Genomic DNA, 22,162 nt, shown 5'->3' on the forward strand with positions numbered 1-22,162 from the left:
GACGGAGATATGCCATGCGTGACGTGGTCGAGATCGGGCTGGGCAAGACCGCGCAGCGCGGCTACCACCTGGACGACATCGCCATCGTGCCGAGCCGGCGGACCCGGGACGTCGACGACGTCTCCACCGCGTGGCAGCTCGACGCGTACCAGTTCAAGATCCCGTGCGTGGCGCATCCGTCGGATGCCACGATGAGCCCGGCCAGCGCCGCCAAGCTGAGCGAGCTGGGCGGGCTCGGTGTGCTCAACGTCGAAGGGCTGTGGACCCGTTACGAGGACCCGAGCAGGGTGCTCGGCGAGCTGACCGCGCTGGGCGACGACGACCCGGCGACCCGCCGGCTGCAGGAGGTGTACGCCGAACCGATCCGGCCCGAGCTGATCGCCGAACGGGTCCGGCAGATGCGGGCCGGCGGCGGTACCGTCGCCGCCCGGGTGTCGCCGCAGCACACCCTGGCGCTGGCCCCGGTGGTGCTGGACGCCGGCGTGGACATCCTGGTGATCCAGGGCACCCTGGTGTCGGCGGAGCACGTCTCCACCACCGACGAGCCGCTGAACCTCAAGGAGTTCATCGCCGACCTGGACCTGCCGGTGGTGGTCGGCGGCTGCACCGACTACAAGACGGCCCTGCACCTGATGCGTACCGGCGCGGCCGGGGTGATCGTCGGGATCGGCGCGGACGAGTGGTCGACCACCGACTCGGTGCTCGGCATCCGGGTGCCGATGGCCACGGCGATCGCCGACGCGGCCGCCGCCCGCCGCGACTATCTGGACGAGACCGGCGGTCGGTACGTGCACCTGATCGCCGACGGTGACCTGCAGACCTCCGGTGACATCGCGAAGGCGCTGGGCTGCGGTGCCGACGCGGTGATGCTCGGTGAGCCGCTGTCGCTGTGTGCCGAGGCCCCGGCAGCCGGGGCGTGGTGGCATTCGGTGGCCAGCCACCCGAAGCTGCCGCGTGGCGCGTTCGGGGTGGCCGACGAGCCGCTGGGCACCATGGAGCAGTTGCTGTTCGGGCCGGCCGACTCCCCGGACGGCCAGCAGAACCTGTTCGGCGGGCTGCGCCGGGCGATGGCCAAGTGCGGCTACCGCGACCTGAAGGAGTTCCAGCGGGTCGGTCTGGTCCTCGACCGGTGACCATCCGCCGTCCGTCGTCCGCACCGGGCCGCAGTCGGTGGTCCGGGTCGCGGCGGCGTACGTCCGGCCCGGCCGCGCTGCTGGCGGTGCTGCTGGCCGCCGGCACCGGCTGCGGCGTACTGCCGGAGCTGGTCGACCGGGGCGACGACAGCTCGACGGGGGGTTTCCAACCCGGTGCGGCCGGCATCGGCGACCCCTACTTCCCGACGTACGGCAACGGTGGCTACGACGTGGCCGGCTACCAGTTGACGCTGCGCTACGACCCGGACAGCGAGCGGCTCGACGGCACCGCCACGATCACCGCCACCGCCACCGCCGATCTGTCCCGGTTCAACCTTGACCTAGCCGGGCTGGTCGTTGACGCGGTCACCGTCGACGACACCCCGGCCGGGCACAGCCGCGACGGCAACGAGTTGATCGTCACCCCGGCCACCGGGCTGGCCGACGGTACGCAGTTCACCGTGGTCGTCGACTACGGCGGCCGGCCCGAGCTCCTGACCAGCCCGGACCTGGGCGCGGGCGGCTTTCATGTGACCGACGACGGGGCGATCGCGCTCGGCCAACCTGAGTCGGCCAGCACCTGGTTTCCGGTCAACGACCACCCGCTGGACAAGGCGACCTTCGACATGGACGTCACCGTCCCGGACGGGCTGGCTGCGCTGAGCATCGGCGTACCGGGGCCGACCAGCAGCGCCGACGGCTGGACCACCTGGACCTGGTCGGAGTCCACGCCGCTGGCGAGCTACCTGACCACCCTGGTGATCGGCGACTACCGGGTGCAGCGTGGCACCCACGCCGGCCGGCCGATGGTGACCGCCGTCTCCGCCGATCTGCCGGAAGGTGGCCCGGCCGAGCAGGCGATGGCCCGCACTGGTGAGATCGCCGACTACCTGGAGTCGGTGTTCGGCCCGTATCCGGTCGACGCATACGGCGGCGTGGTGGTGAACGACGACCGGATCCGCTACGCCCTGGAGACCCAGTCCCGGCCGGTGTACGGCGACGTGTTCTTCGACTCCGGGCCGGTCACCTGGGTGATCGCGCACGAGTTGGCCCACCAGTGGTTCGGCAACAGCGTGTCGATCCGGCACTGGCGGGACATGTGGCTCAACGAGGGTTTCGCGACGTACGCGGAGTGGTTGTGGTCCGAGCACGAAGGTGCGGCCACCGTCGACGAGATGTTCGACCGGGAGTACGACCGGATTGACTGGGTGAGCCCGGCCGGTGACCCCGGCCCGGCGGGGATCTTCAGCCAGTCGGTGTACAAGCGGGGCGGGCTGACCGTGCACGCGTTGCGGCTGACCATCGGCGACGACGCGTTCTTCCGCCTGCTCCGCACCTGGACGGCCGAGCGACGCAACGGCAACGCCAGCACCGAGGAGTTCGTCACGGTCGCCGAGCGGGTCTCCGGCCAGCGGTTGCGGGAATTCTTCGATGCCTGGCTGTACGGCGACACTGCTCCGGCCAAGCCCTGACTGGTGGTGCGTGGCGGGCCCGGCGTGGTGCCGGGCCCGCCTTGTCATGGTGTGGTGTGGGGTGGGTCAGCGTTGCAGGGTGAGGACGCCGGGGCGGTAGGGCAGGAGGCCGTAGTCGCCGCCGGAGTTGGGGTCGCGTCCTTGGTAGAGGAATTGGAGGTTGCAGGGGTCGATGGTCATGGTCTGGTCGGCGTTGGTGCGGATGAGTTCGCCGTGGCTGATGTCGTTGGTCCAGGTGGCGCCGCTGTTGGCTCTGCCGGCGAAGGGGTTGTTCTCGCTGGTGGCGTTCGGGGTCCAGGTGCCGCTGAGGTTGGTGGTGGTGAAGGAGCGGAAGTAGCGGCCCTGGGAGCCGATGGCTTCGACGATCATGAGGTAGCGCTGTTGGCCTTGGAGTTTGTAGACCTGGACGCCTTCGAAGAGGTTGTTGGTGGTGTCGGTCATGATGGTGGTGTAGTTGGAGCCGAAGTTGCCGGGGAAGTTGCCGATGGGCATGCTGGCGCGGTAGATGCGGCCGTTGTCGCCGGCGAAGAAGAGGTACATGTTCTGGTCGTCGCCGATGAGTGCCTGGTCGATGGGTCCGGTGCCGGAGTTGCTGATGCTGCCGGTGAAGAGGGTTTGGTGGGCGGACCAGCTGTTGACGTCGGCGGGGTTGGTTGACGTCCGGTACGAGAAAGCGGGGCCGCCCCACTGGTAGGCCAGGACCCAGACGTTACGCGGCGCGAAGTAGAACAGTGATGGTGCGACGGCGGCGAAGGGCATGGCGTTCTGGCTGGCGGAGCCCATCTGGTTCCAGTTGGAGAAGAGGCCGAAGTTCATTGAGCCCCAGCTGGTGCCGTGGTCGTGGTTGGTGGCGTAGACGAGGTGTTGGCCGTTGTAGGGGGCGTGGGTGAAGTCCTTCAACGACACCCAGCCGGAGCGGGGTTGGGCGAGTGCGCCGGTGGAGGTCCAGCGGTACGTCGACGGCAGGTTGCAGGTCGGTGGTGCGGTGGTGGGTGGTGGTGCGGTGGTGGGTGGTGGTGCGGTGGTGGGTGGTGGTGCGGTGGTGGGTGGTGGTGCGGTGGTGGGTGGTGGTGCGGTGGTGGGTGGTGGTGCGGTGGTGGGTGGTGGTGCGGTGGTCGGGGTCGTGCCGCCGTTACACGTCACACCGTTGAGCGCGAAACTCGTCGGTGCCGGGTTGCTGCCCGTCCACGAGCCATTGAAGCCGAACGACACCGTGCCGTTGGTGGGGACGGCGTTGTTGTAGCTCACGTTGCTGGCGGTCACCGCCGAGCCGCTCTGGGTCAGTGCGGTGTTCCAGGCCTGCGTCACTGTCTGCCCGGCGCCGAACGACCACGTCAGCGTCCAACTGGTCAGTGGATCACCGAGGTTGGTGATGGTCACGCTGGCGCCGAACCCGCCTGGCCACTGGGACGACACCGCGTAGTTGACCGAGCAGCCCGCCGCGGCGGCACCGGCCGGTGCCGCCACGACGAGCGCGGCCGACGCCAGCAACGCGGCCCCGGCCGACGCCAGGCCGGCTCTGGTTGTTCTCGATTTGATCATGTAGCACTCTCCCAGCAGGACGGTGACCTGGCACTCTGTGCGCAGGTCAGAGTTAGGTGAGCGTTAACATCCGTGCCGGGTATGTTACGGGAGCGCTTCCTTTACATCAACCTATGTCTATGCTTGGGCGTCGGGTTCCTGCATGAGCCGCGCCGGGGGCAGGTGCGAGTCCGGGTCCGACGGACGGGGCCCCTCCGGGCCGTCCGGGCCGACCCGGACGAAGGTCTCCACCCGGGTCACTCGGCACGGGACGCCCCTCAACTCGAAGTCGTCGGTGCGGGGCGGCCGGTGCGCCGCGCGGGCCCGCTCGTACGCGGCCATGAACTCCTCCACCGGGGTGTCGTCGTCCAGCTTGACCCCGACGTCGGAGATCGAGAACGACTCCGCGTCCCGAGCGTCCTGCGGCGTAGCGTAGGTGGTGGACGACCGCGGCCGCCATCTGCCAGCGACGCACTCTCCGACGGTGAAGCCGACCGGGAGCAACACCACGTTCGGATGCGTGGTCACCGCCAGCCGGGAATCGGCGTGCACGTCCCCTGGGACAGCTCTCGGATGGTAGGAGGCGGAGACCATCTCCATCCGGACGATTCCGTTGGTCAGTCCGGTGCCGGCGGCCGGGTTAATGACGAATCCGTCCAACTGCGACGTGTTCCGCATCGTCTGGCCCGGCGGGTACGGGTCCGGGTCGGTCGGCCGGGGTGGCTCCGGCCCGTCCGCGCCCATCCGGATGAACGGCTGGGCTCGGATGATCCGGTAGCGGGAACCGTTGACGGTCAGTTCGTCGACCGCCTCCCAGTCCAGCAGCTCGTACACCGCTTCGTACTCTGCCCGCTCGGCGGCGTGCTCGGGGGTCTGCGGTGTCTCACTGTGCAGCCGCCGGAAGTGGGACGCGAGGCTGTCACGGGCATCCTGCGGGCTGTCGGCGTTCAGCCGTAAAATCCGCCACCGACCGTTCACCTCCTGGGCAGAGCCGTAGATCGGGGCACCCCACATGATCTTCGGATAGGCGGCCGCACGGTTGCGGGCGTCGTCCTCGGAAACCGCCGATACCGGGTCGTCCCGATGCTCGATCCTGATCAACAGGTGCTCAGGCACCTGGTTGGCGTCATAGACCATGTACGCATTGTGATGGCTCAATCGCTGGACCGCAGCCCCGCCCCGCCGGAATCGGCCCGCACCACGGTCGATCCGTATCGGTGTGGCCTACTGGCCGTTCGGGTCCAGGCTCTGCTGACCATTCGGGTCCAGGGCAGCACGCGCCTCGTCTCGGCTGGGGTACCCGCAGAGCTCGACGAGATTGCCGGTCGTCGCGACGAATGCCTCGTAGATGTCGTCGTCGAAATGGTTGAGCCAGTCGCCGGCCTTGCCCTTGCGGTAGTGCGCCGTCGGCCCGGTTTCCAGGCGATTCTTGCGCATCCGGGAGAACCCGTGCCGGTCGAGCAGCGCTGCCAACTCGGCCGGAGGCAGGGCAATCCCACAGTGCCGCATCAACTCTTCCACCTCGTCCGCCTGTCGCTCACCGGTCAGATCCTCGTACCGGAAGAGGCGGAACGTCTCGGCGCTGGGTGCGACCACCCACGACCGCAGCGCGGAGAAGAGGTTCTTCTCCGCGAGGTGGTTGATGATGTAGAGGAGGCCTTCCTTGCGCGGCTTCTCTTTGAGGATCTTCCGATGGTGCAGGACGTCACCCATCGGGGTGTGCGAGTTCCGCAGCGAGAAGTAACTGGAGACGACGATGTCGCGCGGGTCCCGCATCACGAAGAAGGCCCGGTACTTCTCCGGCTTGGGGATCGCTTCGAAGCGTTTGTAGCCGACGAAGAGCGACGATGCGACCCGGCCGGGCGGAATGGCGTCAGGGTAACGCCGCCGGTGGACCCGCTGATCGAAGGGCAGCAGGCCGGAGTACTGATACACGACCGGGTCGCTGAGGATGGCCTTCACCCACTGGCTGCCCGTCTTGCGGACCGTGCAGTGGTAGATGTTGTCGTACTCGCAGCGGGCGACTACCGGGATCGTCAGCCGGCTTCTCGCGATCCGCGTCTCGAGCATCGTCCACCGCACCGCCACGCGCACGTTGCTGGGCGTGTGGTGCTTGGCGAAGGTGAAGGTCCGTTTGATCAGTGTCCTAGCCCTGTCTCTGCCCGCAGCCGGTCCCTGTCCGAAGCGGATCCCTGCCCGAAGTGGACGACACGCATCAGCGGATGCTGCGCATCTCAGCCTGAGATGATAGTACGACCCCAGCCTGAGATGATGATGGACGTGGACCGCTCGGTCAACCTCGGAGCCGCCCGTGAATCGATGCGGCAGCCCACCACGTGCTGCTCGCGCTGACCCCCGGCGACCGCCTCCCGCCCGTCCGCCAGCTCGCCGCCGACCTGGGGTTGGCCGCCGGCACGGTGGCCCGTACGTACCGCGAGCTCGAGGCGGCGGGGCTGGTGACCTCCGGCGTGGCGGCGGCACCCGGGTCGCGGCCGCGCCGCCCGCCGGGCCCGGTCCGGATGAGATGCTGCGTCACCAGGCTGCCGCGTTCGTCCGCGAGACGCGTCAACTCGGCGTGGACGACAGCCAGATCATCTCGGCGGTCGCCCGAGCGCTGGCGGCTTCGATGCAGGACCCCGACGCGCGGGTCCGGTAGTCTGCCATCCAGGAGTTGGGCCGGCTCAAAGGATGTCGAGAACGGCGCGTAGCAGCCGGTTGACCTCGACCATCTCGGCCGGGCTCAGGCGGCCGACGCGCTCGCCGATCGCCTTTTCGACGTCGACGGCACGCAGTTGGTCCAGCATGAGTCGGGTTGGCTCGCTGCGCACGGTGACCTCGGGCCGGAACACGTACGGGTGGGCTGAGGTGGAGGTAGGAGCGACGATCGTCGTGGACAGGTTGAGATCGTCGGACTGCACCACCACGGCGTACCGCGCTCCTTGTTGCTCGCGACCGACGGCATCGCGGGGTGCGCGCAGCCGGTAAACGTCACCACGCACTGAGCTCGTCCATCTCAGCCTGTACGCGGCGAACCTCCGCGAGGTCGTCGATGTTGCCACGAGCGTGCTCTGCGTCGGCCCGCATCTTTGCCCTCAGCGCCTGGTCGGCGTGCTCATCGAGAAGCCGCGTGATGACCTCGTCAATCGGCGCGTCACCGAACTCTTCCGTGCGGGTCCGCATCAGCCGGTCGCGAGTGGCCGTGCTGACCCGGATCGTCGTCGTCGCCATGCACAAGAAGTCTACGTATCAGGCTACAATCTGTCTACATCTTAGGTCTACTTCCTCTGGCTGCTTGCCGATCCGGTAGCGGATGGATCGGCGGATCGGCTCGTGGTGCAGCGGTTACCAGTCGGTAATGATGGCGGGATGCGGTACGACGTGGTCGTGATCGGGTCCGGGTTCGGCGGCAGCGTCGCCGCGCTGCGGCTCGCTGAGAAGGGCTACTCGGTGCTGGTGCTGGAGGCCGGCCGCCGCTTCGCCGACCACGAGTTGCCGCGCACCTCCTGGCGGGTGCGACGGTTCCTGTGGATGCCGGCGCTCGGCTGCTACGGCATCCAGCGGATGACCCTGCTGCGCCCGGCCGGCCGACGCGGAGCAGCCCGCGTACGCGCAGGAGGAACAGGTACAGGGGAGACACCCACGGGGGAGAGCAGCGGCCGGGCCGGAGTGCTGGTGCTCTCCGGAGCCGGCGTCGGCGGCGGGTCGCTGGTTTACGCCAACACGCTCTACGAGCCGCCGGACGACTTCTACGCCGACCCGCAGTGGTCCGGCATCACCGACTGGCGGGCCGAACTCGCCCCGCACTACGCCCGCGCAAAGCAGATGCTCGGCGTCGTCGACTATCCGCGTACCACCGCCGCCGACGAGGCGATGCGGGCGGTCGCCGACCGGATGGGTGCCGCCGACACGTTCCGGTCCACCCCGGTCGCCGTCTACCTCGGTCGTCCCGGTGAGCGGGTCGCCGACCCGTACTTCGGTGGGGCCGGGCCGGACCGGGTCGGCTGTACCCACTGCGGTTCCTGCATGACCGGTTGCCGGGTCGGTGCCAAGAACTCGCTGCCGAAGAACTACCTGTGGTTCGCCGAACGGGCCGGAGCGCACATCCGGCCGCTGACCACGGTCGTCGGGCTGCGGCCGGGTCCGGACGGTGCCGGCTACCGGGTCGACGTACGCCGTACCGGTGCCTGGGTCGGCGGCCGGCAGACGATCACCGCCGACCAGGTGGTGCTCGCCGCCGGGGCGCTCGGCACCCAACGGCTGCTGCACGCCGCCCGCGCCACCGGCGCGCTGCCGGCGATCTCCGCCCGGATCGGCACCCTTACCCGGACCAACTCGGAGGCGATCCTCGGCGTGTCTGTCCCCCGCCGGGCCGCCCGCCGCCGCGCCCTCGACTTCACCGACGGGGTGGCGATCACCAGTTCGTTCCACCCGGAGCCGGGCACCCACGTCGAGCCGGTGCGTTACGGCGACGGATCCAACCTGATGGGGCTGCTACAGTCGGCGCTGGTAGCAGGCGGGCCGCACCGGGTGCGCCGCTGGCTGGCCGCGCTGGCCGGCCGGCCCCGGGAGACGCTGCGGCTGCTGTCGGTACGGGACTGGTCCCGGCGGACCATTGTGGCGCTGGTGATGCAGTCGGTGGACAACTCGCTGACCACGTACCACCGACGCGGGCGGCTGGTCGCCGGGCACGGGCACGGCGAGCCGAACCCGAGCTGGATCCCGACCGGTCACCGGGCGGTGCGGCTGCTCGCCGACGAGATCGGCGGCATCCCGGGCGGCGCGGTCACCGAGCCGTTCGACGTGCCGATGACCGCCCACGTCCTGGGCGGGGCGGTGATCGGGGCCACCCGCTCCGACGGCGTCGTCGACGCGTACCACCGGGTTTTCGGTTGTCCGGGCCTGCATGTGGTCGACGGCGCGGCGGTGCCGGCGAACCTGGGGGTGAACCCGTCACTGACCATCGTCGCGCTCGCCGAGCGGGCGATGGCCCGCTGGCCGGTCAAGGGCGCTCCGGACCGCCGCCCGCCGGCGAGCTGAGCCGCGACCCTGAACCATCGTCGGGACAGTTCGGCGACGGTCGGTAGGCTCCGGAGCATGAGCACGCCGCGTCCGGTCCTGGTGGTGGACTTCGGAGCCCAGTACGCCCAGCTGATCGCCCGTCGGGTGCGCGAGGCCAAGGTCTACTCGGAGATCGTCCCGCACGACATGCCGGTGGCCGAGATGATGGCCAAGGAGCCGGCCGCGATCATCCTGTCCGGCGGCCCGGCCAGCGTCTACGCCGACGGTGCCCCGCAGGTCGACCCGAAGCTGTTCGACGGTGGGGTGCCGGTCTTCGGCATCTGCTACGGCTTCCAGGCGATGGCGCTGGCGCTCGGCGGCACGGTGGCGCACACCGGCAACCGGGAGTACGGCGGCACCCCGCTGGCCGCCCGTCCCGAGGCCGGAGTGCTGCTGCGGGAGCTGCCGACCGAGATCCCGGTGTGGATGAGTCACGGTGACTGCGTGACCGCCGCGCCGGAAGGGTTCACGGTCACCGCCGGCTCGGCCGGGGCGCCGGTCGCCGCGTTCGAGGATCTCGCCGGTCGGCGGGCCGGGGTGCAGTTCCACCCGGAGGTGGGGCACACCGCGCACGGCCAGCTGATGCTGACCCGCTTCCTGTACGACATCGCCGGCATCGAGCCGACCTGGACGCCGCAGAACATCATCGACGAGCAGGTGGCCCGGATCCGCGAGCAGGTCGGTGCCAAGGAGGTCATCTGCGGGCTGTCCGGCGGAGTCGACTCGGCGGTCGCCGCCGCGTTGGTGCACCGGGCTGTCGGCGACCAGTTGACCTGTGTCTTCGTCGACCACGGGCTGCTGCGGGCAGGGGAGGCCGAGCAGGTCGAGTCGGACTACGTCGCCGCGACCGGGATCAAGTTGAAGGTGGTCGACGCCACCGACCAGTTCCTCGGCGCGCTGGCCGGGGTGACCGACCCGGAGCAGAAGCGCAAGATCATCGGTCGGGAGTTCATCCGGGTCTTCGAGGCGGCGGCCCGCGAGGTGGCCGCCGCCGGTGACGTCGAGTTCCTGGTGCAGGGCACCCTCTACCCGGACGTGGTGGAGTCCGGTGGCGGCACCGGCACCGCCAACATCAAGTCGCACCACAACGTCGGCGGGCTGCCGGACGACCTGCAGTTCGCCCTGGTCGAGCCGCTGCGCACGTTGTTCAAGGACGAGGTGCGGGCGCTCGGCCTGCAACTCGGGCTGCCGGAGGCGATGGTTTGGCGGCACCCGTTCCCCGGCCCGGGTCTGGCGATCCGGATCATCGGCGCGGTCGACCGGCAGCGGCTGGACCTGCTGCGCGCCGCCGATCTGATCGCCCGCGAGGAGCTGACCGCCGCCGGGCTGGACCGCGACGTCTGGCAGTTTCCGGTGGTGCTGCTGGCCGACGTGCGCAGCGTCGGGGTGCAGGGCGACGGGCGCAGCTACGGCCACCCGGTGGTGCTGCGTCCGGTGTCCAGTGAGGACGCCATGACTGCCGACTGGTCCCGGCTGCCGTACGAGGTGATCGGCCGGATCTCCACCCGGATCACCAATGAGGTGCCCGAAGTGAACCGGGTGGTGCTGGACGTGACCAGCAAGCCGCCGGGCACCATCGAGTGGGAGTGAACTGACCGGTCAGCCGGTGGTGGCCGAGGGGCCGGTCAGATCGGCCCCCGGTTGCCTTCCGCCGGCATGGTCGGTGCCGGTGCGGTGGTCGCCGCTGCGGGCCAGGGCGGCGCGGTCGGTGGCTCCTCCGGCATCAGGAACCAGATCACCGGATAGGTCAGCGCGGCCAGCCCGCCGGTCAGCACGGTGACCACCGCGAAGATCACCCGGACCAGGGTGGGGTCGGTGTCGAAGTAGCGGCCGAGGCCGCTGGCGACACCGGCGATCATCCGGTCCGTGGTGGGTCGCCGGAGTTGCTTGTACGGGGCCTGAGCTGTGGGGTTCTGGGAGGTCGTCATGCTTCAACGGTCCACACGGCGGTCCTCGGCGACCTCGGTGACCCCCCGGATCAATACCCTGATCCGTCCCGGAATGCGGCTCTAGGTAGTCAAGTAGTTACCTAGAATACTGTCGCCAATCTGACAGTCGTCCGCGCCGACTGGCCACTTGCGGGCAGAATTCGGACTCGTGACTCCCGCCCTAGAGCCGCTTCGCAGGATCGCGGCATACGCTGTCTGTGCCGATTCGGAGGACCGGGTTCTGCTGGTCCGCGCCTCTCCGCGCTCCGGTACACCCGGGGTGTGGTCGCTGCCGGGAGGAGCAGTGGACCACGGGGAGGATCCCAACCACACCGTCGTCCGGGAGACCGCCGCGGAAACTGGCATTTCGGTCGCGGTCACCGGGTTGCGGGACGTCCTCGCCGACATGCGCTCCCTCCCCCGGCGCGGCATCACCCTGCACACCGACCGGTTGATCTACGACGCGTCGATCCGTGGCGGACAGATCTGCCACCGGATCAACCAGCCCACCGACCTCGCCCGGTGGTGCAGTCTGGACGAGGCGAAGCAACTGCCGCTGCGTCCGTTCACCGCCAGCGCTCTCGGCCTGCCGCCGGAAACGATCGACCTGCGCCCGGACACCGCTCCCGACTTCCCGTCGTTCTACGCCGTACCAGGGCCGGACGGGCTGCACCGGGCGCAACGGTTCGCGGCGTACGCGGTCGCCACCGACCCGGCCCGGCGGGTCCTGCTGACCCGGATCGCGCCCGGCTACCCGGGTGCCGGGCGGTGGCATCTGCCCGGCGGTGGCACCGACTACGGCGAGCAGCCCGGCACGGCGCTGATCCGCGAGTTGGTCGAGGAGACCGGTCAGCGTGGCCGGCTGGTCCGGCTGCTCGGCGTGGCCAGCCACCGGGACGCGGCCTCGCTCGGTCCGGAGGGTTACCCGATCGACTGGCACGGGGTGCGTGCTTTCTACCAGGTTGAGGTGGACCGCCCGTCCCTGCCGATCGTCACTGACATCGGTGGGTCGACCTCGGAGGCCCGCTGGTTCGCCCGGACGGATCTGGCTGCCATCCGGTCGGAGTTGACCGAGGTGACCGCCGAGGCGGTCGGAGCCGCCCGGCTGGTCTGACCCCTGACACCCGGGCGGTGCCTCCGACGCTCGGCGGCACTGTTGGGAAGGCCGTGGCCGATGCTTGCTTCGGCAAGCACTGCTTGCTGAAGCAAGCGCATCGCCGTGAGCAGGTGACCGGTTTGGCCCGGACGAACCGGCATAACTCAGACTGATCTCTCGCCATCCCGCGTCGGCTGTGCAATGGTGTAGGCCGCATAATCGGGCGTCCGGCACAATCTTGCGCCGGGGGACCGACCGATGATGGAGGGATCCGTGGCGAGAGCCCCGTGGCGGCGGCGGCGCACGACTGACAGTCCCCGGCCGGCAGGACGTCAATGGGCGGGCCGTCGATGGACCGGTCCGCTTCGTCGTAGTGGCAGCCTGGCCCGCCAGGTCCTGCTGGTGCGGGTCGGCCGCAGCGGCAGCGACCGGCTCCGGTTCGGCCGGCGGTCGGCGGACTCCGTCGGACGGTACCGGGTCGACCCGCTGACGGCGGCTGAGATAGCCGCGATCGCTCCGCTCAGCCCGGCAATCGGTCCGGTCGGTCCGGCACCTGCCACCGGCGTCGAGGACCGCCCGATCACCCCTGCCGACCACACCGCCACGGCGGACAGCCGGCCCGGAGTGCTGCCGCCGGCTCCCGTACCGCTGCTGCCCGGCACCCCGACGGCGGCCCGGCGGGCCGGCTTCGTGCTGGTCAACTCGACCACGCTGGCCAGCCTCACGCTCGGCCTCACCGCCATCTTTCTGGCCATGGAAGGCGACGTACGCCCGGCTGCGGCCTGCCTGATCGCCTGCGTGGTCTTCGACGGACTCGACGGGGCGCTGGCCCGCCGGCTCGGGGTGGCGAGTCCGTTCGGCGCGCAGATGGACTCACTCGCCGACATGTGCTCGTTCGGGCTGGCCGCCCCGGTCGTCGTCTACGCCTCGCTGGCCGGCTCGGTCTCCACCACCGCCGCAGCGGTCGCCTGCGCCCTGGTCGCCGGCTGCGCAGCGATCCGGCTGGCCCGGTTCAACGTATCGCCGTGCGACGGCCGGTTCTTCACCGGCGTACCGACCACACTGGCCGCCGCCGTCCTCGGTCTCGGCGTGCTGATCGACGTCCCGATCCCCGGCGGTGCGCAGTTGGCGGTCGTGGCGCTGCTGGCCTTCGCGATGGTCTCCAGCTTCCCGTACGCGAAGCTGGCCCGGCTGATCAAGCTGCCGCCGTGGCTGTGGGTCGTGCCGGTGGTCGGCGCGTTGATCGACGCGCGGCTGACCTTCGGCCTGACCGTGCTGGCCTACCTGGTGAGCGGGCCGTTGCTCTGGCTGCACCAGCGGCGGGCCACCTGACCCAGGGTCAGCGCCAGCGGGCGATCACCGAGCTGCCACCGGCCACCCGGTCACCCGGCCCGACCAGCGACTCGGCGGCGTCCGCCGGCAGGTAGACGTCGGTGCGTGAACCGAACCTGATCAGCCCGAACCGCTCACCCTTGGCGAGCAGACTGCCGACCGGAGCGCGGTGCACGATCCGTCGGGCCACCATGCCGGTACGCTGCGCAACGATCACCCGCCCGTGGGAGGTCTCCAGCACCGTGTACGCGGCGACGTTGTGCTCGGCCGCCGACTTCATCGCGGCGGCGAAACCCCCGTCGGTGACGAAGTGGTCGACCACCCGTCCGGCGACCGGACTGCGGTTGACGTGCACGTCGAGCACGGAGAGGAAGACCGCGATCCGTAGGAACCCGGTGGCACCGAGCCGTTCGTCGTGCACCCGTTCCACCGACAGCACCCGGCCGTCACTCGCCGCGACCACGGCGGTCGGGTCCTCAGGTACGTCGCGTTGCGGGTCGCGGAAGAATGCGGCGACCGGGCCGGCGGCCAACGCCGGCAGCAGCCATAGCCGGCTCTTCGGCCGGGCCAGCCGGGTCGCGGCGGCCAGCCCGAGGGCGAGCCCGGCGGCGGCCACCCCGCTGGAGTCGATGTGCATCCCCCGGGTCAGCGCAACGCTGCTGGTCCGGAACGCTGGCCCCAGCTTGGCGGCCCGGTCGACCGGTGCCGGGGTGAATCGCAGCCGGTGCACCCGCAGCGGCGGGACGTTGCGCAGCACCAGGTCGCTACCGACGCCGAAGAGCGCCGCCTGCCGATCCAACTCGGCGGCCGCACCGGAGGTGCCGCCCGGCAGCGCCGCGACGGCCACGGACAGTACGGCGCCGTCGGTGAGGTACTTGCCGTAGCCGTCGATCATCGTGCGGGCCTGTTCACCACTTCCGGTGAGGACGGTTCCGACGATCAGCAGATCGGCCGGGTCGGCGGCCGACACCGTTTCGATCACCCGGACCCGTTCGTCGACCCACCGGCCGTGACCGCCGATCTCCGCCCGCAGTTGTGCCGTCTGGTCGACGCTGCCCGGCACCACGGTCATCGTGTCGCCGGGCAGCAGTGCGTCGATGGCGGCGTCGACCACCCTCGCTCCCGGAACCACCTCGACCAGCAGGACGTGCTTCGCCGCGTTGTCCCGGGCGAGTTCGGCGGTCAGCGCCCGGGCGGCGCGCTCGCCGATGTCGACGCGGGTGCGAAGCACGGAAGCGACTGGTACGGGGGTATCGGACATGGCAGACGGGCTCCTCGCGGCAATGGTGGGACGCGGACCCAGCATAGGTGCACCACCGGTGGGCTGCAGCGGGCCGTCAATCACCCGACCCGCTGGGCCGGGTGGCCGGCTCGGCGGACGTCGGGGCATCGGACGTCGGCTCGTCGGGTGCGGTCGCGGAGGCGTCGGCTTCCGCCGGCCCGTTGTCCTGGCCAGCGGTGCCAGCGGGAGGTTCGCGGCGGCCGGACCGCAAAGCACCGACCAACCCGAGTACGCCGATCAGGATCAGCCCGCCAGCGACGATCCAGCCGACTCGAGGCAGCGGTAGGTTGACTGACTGCGCGATCAACCACCAACCGGCGATCAGGAGGAAGATCAGCCCGAAGGTGAGGGAGACGCCGTCGGTACGATGCCGTTTCATCGGATGACCTCCAGGTCGCCAGCGTTGATTTCGATCCGCAGGGTGAGTCGGCCGCCGCCGGTGCCGTCCGAACCGAGGTCCTCCACGACGCGGCTGCCCTGCTCGAAGCCGTCCCAGCGGTGGCCGAGCACGGACGCGTTGCCGGCGTTCATGTCGGTCTCGGTCCGGACGTCGACCTCGTCCGGCAGATAGACGCGGAGTTTGCCGAACGACAGCGAGACCGTCACGTCCTTCTGCCGGTCGGTGAAGTCCACGTTGCGTAGGTCCAGTACGGCGTCGCCGAATGTCGCCGCGTACCGCGAATCCACCTGGCCGTAGGTTGCCGGTTTCCACACCACCGGCTCCGACGTGGCCTCCTTGGCCGACTCGACGAGGCTGGAGACACCGACCGCTGCGGCAGCCGTCAGACCCAGCGCGATGAGCCAGCGGGCCCGGCCGATCCAGGCCCCGACCAGCAGCCCGACCGCGATCGTGGCGAGTACCGCCGCGAAGTAGGCCGAGGGTGGCGTGGGCGCCAGGTCGGTCAGGTCGAGCGCGGCGACCAGCCCGAGCACCACGAAGATCATCGAAAATGTGATGGTGCCCAGCCGGGACCGTTCCTTACGGGGGCGTGGTGCGGGCGCCACCGGCGGCGGGGGAAACTGCCCCGGTGGCCCGCTACGACCGGCGTACGGGCCGTAGGGCGCGAACGGGGCCCGGTAGCCCCCGACCGGTGGTGGCGGGCCGACCGGCGGGTAAACCGGCAGCGGGCGGGTCGGCTGGTCGTCCGGCCGTGGCTGGGCCAGCTGCCCGGCGGCGACCGGTACGGCTGGTCCCGCTACCCCCGCTACCGGCGCGGGCGGCGGTGGTGGGCCGTACCCGTGCGGCGGTGGTGGGCCGTACCCGTGCGGCGGTGGTGGGCCGTACCCGTGCGGCGGTGGTGGGCCGTAGCCCGGCGGTGCCGCCGCCGGGGGTCCGGCCGGTCGAGGGCCGTCCTCCCGGAGACTCCGGTTGAGCAGCAACGCGCCGCCGATCAGCACCGCCGAGCCGAGCAGGACGGCCCGGAACCCGTCGGTGACGATGAAGCCGAACATGACAGCGGCGAGGATGCCGATCACCAGTACGACGACCGGTGAGGTGCTCGACCGGCCCCGGCCCAGCAGCCCTTCCACCGGCGAGGTGCTGTCCCCCTCACTGGGGGTGGCCAGCCACACCACCAGATAGATCAGGATGCCGATGCCGCCGAAGAAGCCGAGCACCGCCAGCAGCACCCGCCACAGGACCGGGTCGGTGTTCGTGGCCCGGCCGATAGCCCCGCACACCCCGGCCAGGTACCGGCCCTGACGCGGCCTGATCAATCCGTACCGCGAGGCGAGGGCCTCGGCCTGTGGTGGCGGTGGCGGCCAGCTGTACCCGGGGGCGTCCGTCGGCGGGGCCGACGCGGTCCCGTCGGCCGGCTCGCCCGCTGTGCCGGGCTGCTCTGCCGACTCGTCGGCCGGGTCGGGCGGCTGAGCCGGTCTGGTCGCTGGGTCGGGTGGCTGATCCGGTCCACCTGGCTTGGTCGGGTCGTCGGTCATACTTGTGATCCTCCGTGCCCGGCTGTCCGACCCGCCTCGGGAATCGACCCTGACGCCACCCTGACTTTCCAGACGGTGGTTGTCCGGGACGTCCCCGTGGTCGCGCGGGTCGTCGCCGTGTGACGATCGACTCCACCGGCCGAACTCGCCGCCACCGCGCGCCGGCTGGATCGGCCGTCAGATCGTCCACGTCCCATCCGCCGAGGAGGCAGCGATCACTACCGCGATTGGGCCGCCACGTCTTTATCGCAGTCGCGAGCAGCGGGTGGTCGCCGGAGTCGCCGCCGGGATCGCCCACCACCTGCGACTGCCGGTGGTGGGCGTACGGGTGGCGTTCGTCGTACTGATCGGGTTCAGCGGGCTCGGCGTGCTGCTCTACGCGGCGTTCTGGGCGGTGGTGCCACCCGCGACCGCCGGGCCGCCGAAGCGTCGCGACCTGGGCGAACTACTGCCGTTCGTGGCGATCGGCCTCGGTATCATCCTGATCCAGGTGCTGGTCTTCGAGTCCAGTGGAGTGAGTGCCACCGCCGGCTGGCTGGTGGCGGTCATCGCGGTCGGGACCGGGATCATCTGGCACCAGTCGGCGCCGGAACGGCGGCGCGCCTGGCGGGAGACCCTGCCGCAGGTGCCGTGGCTGGGTGCGGTGGTCGACGAGAGTGACCGCCGGGCCTTCCTGCTGCGGTTCATTGGCGGCGGGCTGCTGGTGGCGGTCGGCGTGATCGGGGTGGCCGCGGTGTATTCGCCCCGGGGCGACTTCGCCGCTGTCGTCAACGGCGTCATCTTCGCCCTGGTCGGTCTCGCCGGCGTCGGGGTGGTCACCGCTCCGGTGCTGTGGCGGACGTTCAACCAGTTGCGCGCCGAGCGGGAGGGCCGGGTCCGGGAGCAGGAGCGGGCCGAGCTCGCCGCGATGATCCACGACCAGGTGCTGCACACCCTGGCACTGATCCAGCGCAACGCCGCCGACCCGAAGACCGTGCAGCGGCTGGCCCGGGGCCAGGAGCGGACTCTGCGGAACTGGCTCTACAAGCCGACGGCCTCGCCGACCGAGCGGTTCGCGGCGGCGTTGGAGCAGGTGGCGGCCGAGGTGGAGGACACTTTCGGATTGTCCGTCGAGGCGGTCGTGGTGGGTGACCGGGGCACTGACGAGCGGGTCGGAGCGTTGGTGGCGGCGACCCGGGAGGCGCTGGTCAACGCGGCGCGGCACGCCGGGGTGCAGACCGTGTCGTTGTACGCGGAGGTGGAGCCGGAGCAGCTCAGCGTCTTCGTCCGGGACCGGGGCACGGGCTTCGACCCGGCCCGGGTGGGGGAGCACCGGCACGGGGTGCGCGGCTCGATCGTCGGTCGGATGCGCCGGCACGGCGGTCGAGCCGAGATCATCAGTACGCCGGGCTCGGGCACCGAGGTCCGGCTGACGCTGCCGGTCGGGCCGGAGAGCCGGCAACCTGGAGAGGATGGCAGACATGAGTGAGCCGACCGGCCAGCCGGCGGCGGGTGGGGCACCGGGGCAGCCGGACGGACGGCGGTTGCGGGTCTTCCTGGTCGACGACCATGCGATGTTCCGTACCGGGGTCCGCGCCGAACTCGGTGCCCACGTGGAGGTGGTGGGCGAGGCGAGCACGGTGGCCGAGGCGGTCAGCGGGATCGCCGCGGTCGGGCCGGACGTGGTGCTGCTCGATGTACACATGCCTGATGGTGGGGGACGGGCGGTACTGGACGCGGTGCTCCGGGGCTCCGGCGTAGCGCGGCCGTCGGTGCGGTTCCTGGCGCTGAGCGTCTCGGACGCGGCTGAGGACGTGATCGGGCTGATCCGGGCGGGTGCCCGTGGGTACGTGACGAAGACGATCTCACCGGACGATCTGGCGGCGGCGATCCAACGGGTGGCCGACGGAGACGCGGTGTTCAGCCCCCGGCTGGCCGGGTTCGTGCTGGACGCGTTCGCCTCCCGGTCGGACGCGCCGGTGGTGGATCCGGAGCTGGACCAGCTGACCAACCGGGAGCGGGAGGTGCTGCGGCTACTCGCCCGGGGCTACGCCTACAAGGAGATCGCCAAGGAGCTGTTCATCTCGATCAAGACGGTGGAGACCCACGTCTCCAACGTGCTGCGCAAGCTGCAGATGTCGAACCGGTACGAACTGTCCAGATGGGCGGCGGACCGGCGGCTCATCTGACCGACCAGCGGACTTGTTCTATCTCCCGGATGGTGGGAACCTAGTTGGCGATCCGTCTAGAGTCGATCATGGCGGGCCTGGTTGCGGGCTCGCGGTGGGTCTGCTGCGGACCGGTGTTAACCCTGAGGTTACAAGCCGGCAATTGCCGCTAATCCGGCATCCGGGCACCTCGGACAAGTGGTGACTTATCGTATGGACTTGACATCCGAACGTGATGGAGGGGTCGCGGGGAAGGTCACACGAGGGCGTTCCTACTCTGCGGTAATAAAGGTTGTACAGTGGTCCGATGCCCAGGTCAGGGCGGGTCTGAGCGACGGTTGAGTGATCTTGACCGGAGTATCGGGGCCGTCCCGTCCGCGTATCACCTTGATAACGGCACCTTCACGCAACGGGCTACCTGGTGTCACAGTGTCAGTCACCTCACAACCCCCCCCGTGAGCGCCCTGAGGAGGCTCTCCCATGCGTGGGAAATCCCTAAAGGTGGCGGTCGCAGCGACCGCCATCGCTCTGTTCGCCACCGCTTGCAGTAGCGACGGCGAAGACACCACGGAGAACAACAACTCCGGCGGTACGCTTCGCATCTACGCCTCGGAGCCGGCGTTCCTGCTGCCGTCCGCTGGTGACGACGAGCCGTCCATCCTGGTCATCCGCCAGCTCTACCGTGGTCTGGTCAAGTACAACGCCGAGACCGGTGAGCCGGAGAACGACCTCGCCGAGTCGATCGAGTCCGAGGACAACAAGACCTGGACGGTCACGCTCAAGGACGGCTACACCTTCGACAATGGTGAGCCGGTCAACGCCGACGCCTTCATCCGGGCGTGGAACTACACGGCGTACGGGCCCAACGCCCAGAACAACGCGTACTTCATGAAGCGCATCGTCGGCATCGACGAGGTCAGCGGCGAGGAGCCGGCGGCCGAGGAGCTCTCCGGTCTGCAGCAGGTCGACGAGCTGACCTTCACCGTCGAGCTGAAGGAGCCGTTCGCCGGCTTCCCGGCGATCGTCGGCTACTCCGGGTTCTTCCCGATGGCCGAGGCCTGCCTCGAGGACACCGACGCCTGCAACGAGACCCCGATCGGCAACGGTCCGTACAAGATCGACGGCAGCTGGGAGCACGACCAGCGGATTCAGTTGGCGCGCAGCGAGACCTGGGCCGGTGAGGAAAAGGGCGCGGCCGACGTCCTGGACTACAAGATCTACGCCGACGTGGACGCCGGCTACGCCGCCTTCCAGTCCGGCGAGCTGGACGTGATGTACACCATCCCGCCGGCGCGGTACCAGGAGGCCAAGCAGCAGTACGGCGACCGGATGTACGAGGCCCCCGGCGACAGCTTCACCTACGTCGGCTTCCCGACCTACGACGAGCGCTTCGCCGACAAGCGGGTCCGGCAGGCCTTCTCGCTCGCGATCGACCGGCAGGGCATCATCGACGCCGTCTTCGACGGCCGGTTCACCCCCGCTGAGGGCGTCGTGGCGCCGACCTTCGACGGCTACCGCCCGGGTGTCTGCGAGTACTGCACCCAGGACGTCGACCGGGCCAAGGAGCTGCTCGAAGAGGCTGGCGGCTGGGACGGCGAGCCGCTGGTGCTGTGGGCCAACGCCGGTGCCGGTCACGAGCAGTGGCTGCAGGCGGTCGGCGACCAGCTGAAGGCCGCGCTGGGCATCGACTACGAGCTGAAGGTCAACCTGCAGTTCCCCGAGTACCTGGCGACCGCCGACGAGAAGGAGTTCACCGGTCCGTTCCGGCTCGGCTGGGGCCCGGACTACCCGGTGGTCGAGACCTACCTCTACCCGCTCTACGGCTCCGGTTCGGACAGCAACGCGTCCGGCTACAACAACCCCGACTTCGACGCGCTGATCGCCCAGGGCGACGCCGCGGCGGACCTCGAGGCGGCGATCCCGTTCTACAACCAGGCCGAGGACCTCATCGTGGAGGACATGCCGGTCATCCCGATGTGGTTCAGCAAGATCGCTGCGCTGTACGGCGAGAACGTCGACGAATTCCACTGGAACAAGATCTCGGACGCTGAGTACGGCAAGATCACTCTGAAGAACTCCTGACCTGCGAGTCTGACTGATCAAGTCGTAACGCGACGTGGCGGCAACGGGAACTCCCACGAGGGGGCCTGTTGCCGCCACGTTTAGCGCCGAGAGGAGACCCCCCAGATGGGGCGCTACGTCATCCGACGGTTGCTCCAGTTCATCCCCACCGTGCTGGGCACCATGTTCCTACTGCACTACGTCACGTCGCTGGGCATCCAGTTCAGCGGCAACCCGGTCCGGGCGATCTTCGGCGACCGCAAGCCGACCGAAGCTCAGCTCGCCGCCATGACCGAGAAGCTCGGCTTCGGCGACCCCTGCCTGGAGCAGCCGGGCAACCCGTGCTTCGGTCTGTTCCTCGACCGCCTGCAGGACATCTTCCTGCGCTTCGACTTCGGCATCAACCTGCAGCAGGAGCCGGTCACCGAACTGGTCTCCCGGGCCCTGCCGCACACCCTCAAGCTGGTGCTCATCGCCATCGTCTTCGAGGCGATCATCGGCATCTTCGCCGGCGTTCTGGCCGGTCTGCGTAACGGCAGCTTCTGGGACTACCTGGTGAAGATCTCCACGGTCTTCGTCATCTCTGTGCCGATCTTCGTCCTCGGTGTCGTAGTCCGCCAGTACGTCGGCGTCGAGTTCGGCAACGTCCTGCGCGACCAGGACTGGATACCGGAACTGATCTCGCGAGGCGTCTTCGGCGCCGGGTTCATCGCCGACTACCCGACCGCCAGCCTGGTCATCCCCGGCATGGTGCTCGGCGCAATCTCCCTGGCCACCACCGCCCGGCTCACCCGGACCAGCATCATGGAGAACATCCGGGCCGACTACGTGCGTACCGCCAAGGCCAAGGGTCTGGCGAACCGGCGGGTCATCGGCGTGCACACGCTGCGCAACTCGCTAATCCCGGTGATCACGTACCTCGGTGTCGACATCGGTGGCCTGATGGGCGGCGCGGTGGTCACCGAGCGGATCTTCAACGTACGTGGTATCGGATCATTGGTCGCCCAGGCCGCCACCTCCGGTGAAGCCTCGGTGGCGATCGGCGTCGTGACCATGCTGGTCATGGTCTTCCTGCTGGTGAACCTGCTGGTGGACCTGCTTTACGCGGTCCTCGACCCGAGGATCCGCTATGAGTGATCGCAATGGACCGAACATCCGGCCCGGTGCCGTGCTGATCCACGGCGGACCGAGCGTAGC

Annotated in this window: 20 protein-coding genes and 1 pseudogene; 12 read left to right on the forward strand and 9 right to left on the reverse strand. The window is 69.7% G+C overall.

What is annotated here, in order from left to right; translation table 11 throughout:
* Window positions 1-14: 14 nt before the first annotated feature.
* Together O7621_RS09130 and O7621_RS09135 are read left to right on the forward strand one after the other, a co-directional pair.
* Window positions 15-1,133, forward strand: a complete 1,119-nt coding sequence (locus O7621_RS09130; RefSeq protein ID WP_278173788.1) for a GuaB3 family IMP dehydrogenase-related protein — start codon at window positions 15-17, stop codon at window positions 1,131-1,133.
* Window positions 1,134-1,252: 119 nt separating this feature from the next.
* On the forward strand, window positions 1,253-2,605 hold the full coding sequence (locus O7621_RS09135) for a M1 family metallopeptidase (protein WP_282234512.1): 1,353 nt from the start codon (window positions 1,253-1,255) through the stop codon (window positions 2,603-2,605).
* 66 nt (window positions 2,606-2,671) lie between these two features.
* On the opposite strand, the gene O7621_RS09140 is transcribed toward O7621_RS09135, so the two are convergent.
* The 3 genes from O7621_RS09140 to O7621_RS09150 form a co-directional block, all read right to left on the reverse strand.
* A complete protein-coding gene (locus O7621_RS09140) occupies window positions 2,672-4,147 on the reverse strand; it encodes a non-reducing end alpha-L-arabinofuranosidase family hydrolase (RefSeq protein ID WP_282233580.1) in 1,476 nt (491 codons plus the stop codon).
* A gap of 117 nt (window positions 4,148-4,264) precedes the next feature.
* Window positions 4,265-5,263 carry a DUF5954 family protein gene (locus O7621_RS09145; RefSeq protein WP_282233581.1) on the reverse strand — a complete coding sequence of 333 codons (999 nt, stop codon included), beginning with the start codon at window positions 5,261-5,263 and terminating at the stop codon, window positions 4,265-4,267.
* 87 nt (window positions 5,264-5,350) lie between these two features.
* On the reverse strand, window positions 5,351-6,268 hold the full coding sequence (locus tag O7621_RS09150) for a sulfotransferase domain-containing protein (RefSeq protein ID WP_282234513.1): 918 nt from the start codon (window positions 6,266-6,268) through the stop codon (window positions 5,351-5,353).
* Window positions 6,269-6,462: 194 nt separating this feature from the next.
* Between O7621_RS09150 and O7621_RS09155 the strand changes: the two are divergent.
* Window positions 6,463-6,534, forward strand: a pseudogene (locus O7621_RS09155) (hypothetical protein); the annotation flags it as partial.
* Window positions 6,535-6,650: 116 nt separating this feature from the next.
* Window positions 6,651-6,782, forward strand: a complete 132-nt coding sequence (locus O7621_RS09160; protein ID WP_282234830.1) for a hypothetical protein — start codon at window positions 6,651-6,653, stop codon at window positions 6,780-6,782.
* 25 nt (window positions 6,783-6,807) lie between these two features.
* On the opposite strand, the gene O7621_RS09165 is transcribed toward O7621_RS09160, so the two are convergent.
* Both O7621_RS09165 and O7621_RS09170 read right to left on the reverse strand, forming a co-directional pair.
* Complete coding sequence (locus tag O7621_RS09165) at window positions 6,808-7,125, reverse strand: type II toxin-antitoxin system PemK/MazF family toxin (RefSeq protein ID WP_282233582.1); 318 nt, start codon at window positions 7,123-7,125, stop codon at window positions 6,808-6,810.
* The gene (locus tag O7621_RS09170; RefSeq protein ID WP_158632395.1) at window positions 7,115-7,354 is read right to left on the reverse strand and encodes a hypothetical protein; all 240 of its coding nucleotides are present in this window, start codon (window positions 7,352-7,354) and stop codon (window positions 7,115-7,117) included. The genes O7621_RS09165 and O7621_RS09170 overlap by 11 nt, the downstream gene beginning before the upstream one ends.
* A gap of 138 nt (window positions 7,355-7,492) precedes the next feature.
* Here O7621_RS09170 and O7621_RS09175 point away from each other — a divergent pair, with 138 nt between their 5' ends.
* The gene (locus tag O7621_RS09175) at window positions 7,493-9,163 is read left to right on the forward strand and encodes a GMC family oxidoreductase (RefSeq protein WP_282233583.1); all 1,671 of its coding nucleotides are present in this window, start codon (window positions 7,493-7,495) and stop codon (window positions 9,161-9,163) included.
* Window positions 9,164-9,220: 57 nt separating this feature from the next.
* The gene (gene guaA / locus O7621_RS09180; RefSeq protein WP_281551826.1) at window positions 9,221-10,774 is read left to right on the forward strand and encodes a glutamine-hydrolyzing GMP synthase; all 1,554 of its coding nucleotides are present in this window, start codon (window positions 9,221-9,223) and stop codon (window positions 10,772-10,774) included.
* 35 nt (window positions 10,775-10,809) lie between these two features.
* On the opposite strand, the gene O7621_RS09185 is transcribed toward guaA, so the two are convergent.
* Window positions 10,810-11,112 carry a PspC domain-containing protein gene (locus tag O7621_RS09185; RefSeq protein WP_282233584.1) on the reverse strand — a complete coding sequence of 101 codons (303 nt, stop codon included), beginning with the start codon at window positions 11,110-11,112 and terminating at the stop codon, window positions 10,810-10,812.
* Between the two features lie 169 nt (window positions 11,113-11,281).
* Here O7621_RS09185 and O7621_RS09190 point away from each other — a divergent pair, with 169 nt between their 5' ends.
* Both O7621_RS09190 and O7621_RS09195 read left to right on the forward strand, forming a co-directional pair.
* Window positions 11,282-12,226 (forward strand): NUDIX domain-containing protein, encoded by a 945-nt coding sequence (locus O7621_RS09190; protein WP_282233585.1) that lies wholly within the window; start codon window positions 11,282-11,284, stop codon window positions 12,224-12,226.
* 255 nt (window positions 12,227-12,481) lie between these two features.
* Window positions 12,482-13,540, forward strand: a complete 1,059-nt coding sequence (locus O7621_RS09195; protein ID WP_282233586.1) for a phosphatidylcholine/phosphatidylserine synthase — start codon at window positions 12,482-12,484, stop codon at window positions 13,538-13,540.
* Between the two features lie 7 nt (window positions 13,541-13,547).
* On the opposite strand, the gene O7621_RS09200 is transcribed toward O7621_RS09195, so the two are convergent.
* The 3 genes from O7621_RS09200 to O7621_RS09210 all read right to left on the reverse strand — a co-directional run bounded on the left by O7621_RS09200 (window position 13,548) and on the right by O7621_RS09210 (window position 16,757).
* Complete coding sequence (locus O7621_RS09200; protein WP_282233587.1) at window positions 13,548-14,801, reverse strand: phosphatidylserine decarboxylase; 1,254 nt, start codon at window positions 14,799-14,801, stop codon at window positions 13,548-13,550.
* A gap of 76 nt (window positions 14,802-14,877) precedes the next feature.
* Window positions 14,878-15,201, reverse strand: a complete 324-nt coding sequence (locus tag O7621_RS09205; RefSeq protein ID WP_282233588.1) for a hypothetical protein — start codon at window positions 15,199-15,201, stop codon at window positions 14,878-14,880.
* On the reverse strand, window positions 15,198-16,757 hold the full coding sequence (locus tag O7621_RS09210; protein WP_282233589.1) for a PspC domain-containing protein: 1,560 nt from the start codon (window positions 16,755-16,757) through the stop codon (window positions 15,198-15,200). Before O7621_RS09210 ends, O7621_RS09205 begins: the two co-directional genes overlap by 4 nt.
* A 226-nt stretch (window positions 16,758-16,983) precedes the next feature.
* Between O7621_RS09210 and O7621_RS09215 the strand changes: the two genes are divergently transcribed.
* From O7621_RS09215 to O7621_RS09230, 4 genes are all read left to right on the forward strand, one after another.
* Window positions 16,984-18,225, forward strand: coding sequence for an ATP-binding protein (locus tag O7621_RS09215; RefSeq protein ID WP_282234514.1), 1,242 nt, complete (start codon window positions 16,984-16,986; stop codon window positions 18,223-18,225).
* Window positions 18,218-18,925, forward strand: coding sequence for a response regulator transcription factor (locus O7621_RS09220; RefSeq protein ID WP_282233590.1), 708 nt, complete (start codon window positions 18,218-18,220; stop codon window positions 18,923-18,925). Before O7621_RS09215 ends, O7621_RS09220 begins: the two co-directional genes overlap by 8 nt.
* Window positions 18,926-19,384: 459 nt before the next feature.
* Entirely contained in the window at window positions 19,385-20,986 is a 1,602-nt protein-coding gene (locus O7621_RS09225) for an ABC transporter substrate-binding protein (protein ID WP_282233591.1), read from the forward strand.
* A gap of 105 nt (window positions 20,987-21,091) precedes the next feature.
* A complete protein-coding gene (locus O7621_RS09230; protein WP_282233592.1) occupies window positions 21,092-22,102 on the forward strand; it encodes an ABC transporter permease in 1,011 nt (336 codons plus the stop codon).
* The last annotated feature ends 60 nt before the right edge of the window (window positions 22,103-22,162 follow it).

This window comes from Solwaraspora sp. WMMD937 (genome assembly GCF_029581175.1).
GTDB lineage: Bacteria > Actinomycetota > Actinomycetes > Mycobacteriales > Micromonosporaceae > Micromonospora_E.

What these genes read in the sequence shown, in the direction of transcription:
- O7621_RS09160 (WP_282234830.1), top strand. Translation starts at nt 6,651, where the DNA reads ATGCTGCGTCACCAGGCTGCCGCGTTCGTCCGCGAGACGCGTCAACTC.
- O7621_RS09140 (WP_282233580.1), bottom strand. Translation starts at nt 4,147, where the DNA reads ATGATCAAATCGAGAACAACCAGAGCCGGCCTGGCGTCGGCCGGGGCC.
- O7621_RS09210 (WP_282233589.1), bottom strand. Translation starts at nt 16,757, where the DNA reads ATGACCGACGACCCGACCAAGCCAGGTGGACCGGATCAGCCACCCGAC.
- O7621_RS09225 (WP_282233591.1), top strand. Translation starts at nt 19,385, where the DNA reads ATGCGTGGGAAATCCCTAAAGGTGGCGGTCGCAGCGACCGCCATCGCT.
- guaA (WP_281551826.1), top strand. Translation starts at nt 9,221, where the DNA reads ATGAGCACGCCGCGTCCGGTCCTGGTGGTGGACTTCGGAGCCCAGTAC.
- O7621_RS09170 (WP_158632395.1), bottom strand. Translation starts at nt 7,354, where the DNA reads ATGGCGACGACGACGATCCGGGTCAGCACGGCCACTCGCGACCGGCTG.
- O7621_RS09185 (WP_282233584.1), bottom strand. Translation starts at nt 11,112, where the DNA reads ATGACGACCTCCCAGAACCCCACAGCTCAGGCCCCGTACAAGCAACTC.
- O7621_RS09205 (WP_282233588.1), bottom strand. Translation starts at nt 15,201, where the DNA reads ATGAAACGGCATCGTACCGACGGCGTCTCCCTCACCTTCGGGCTGATC.
- O7621_RS09130 (WP_278173788.1), top strand. Translation starts at nt 15, where the DNA reads ATGCGTGACGTGGTCGAGATCGGGCTGGGCAAGACCGCGCAGCGCGGC.
- O7621_RS09200 (WP_282233587.1), bottom strand. Translation starts at nt 14,801, where the DNA reads ATGTCCGATACCCCCGTACCAGTCGCTTCCGTGCTTCGCACCCGCGTC.
- O7621_RS09175 (WP_282233583.1), top strand. Translation starts at nt 7,493, where the DNA reads ATGCGGTACGACGTGGTCGTGATCGGGTCCGGGTTCGGCGGCAGCGTC.
- O7621_RS09145 (WP_282233581.1), bottom strand. Translation starts at nt 5,263, where the DNA reads ATGGTCTATGACGCCAACCAGGTGCCTGAGCACCTGTTGATCAGGATC.
- O7621_RS09220 (WP_282233590.1), top strand. Translation starts at nt 18,218, where the DNA reads ATGAGTGAGCCGACCGGCCAGCCGGCGGCGGGTGGGGCACCGGGGCAG.
- O7621_RS09230 (WP_282233592.1), top strand. Translation starts at nt 21,092, where the DNA reads ATGGGGCGCTACGTCATCCGACGGTTGCTCCAGTTCATCCCCACCGTG.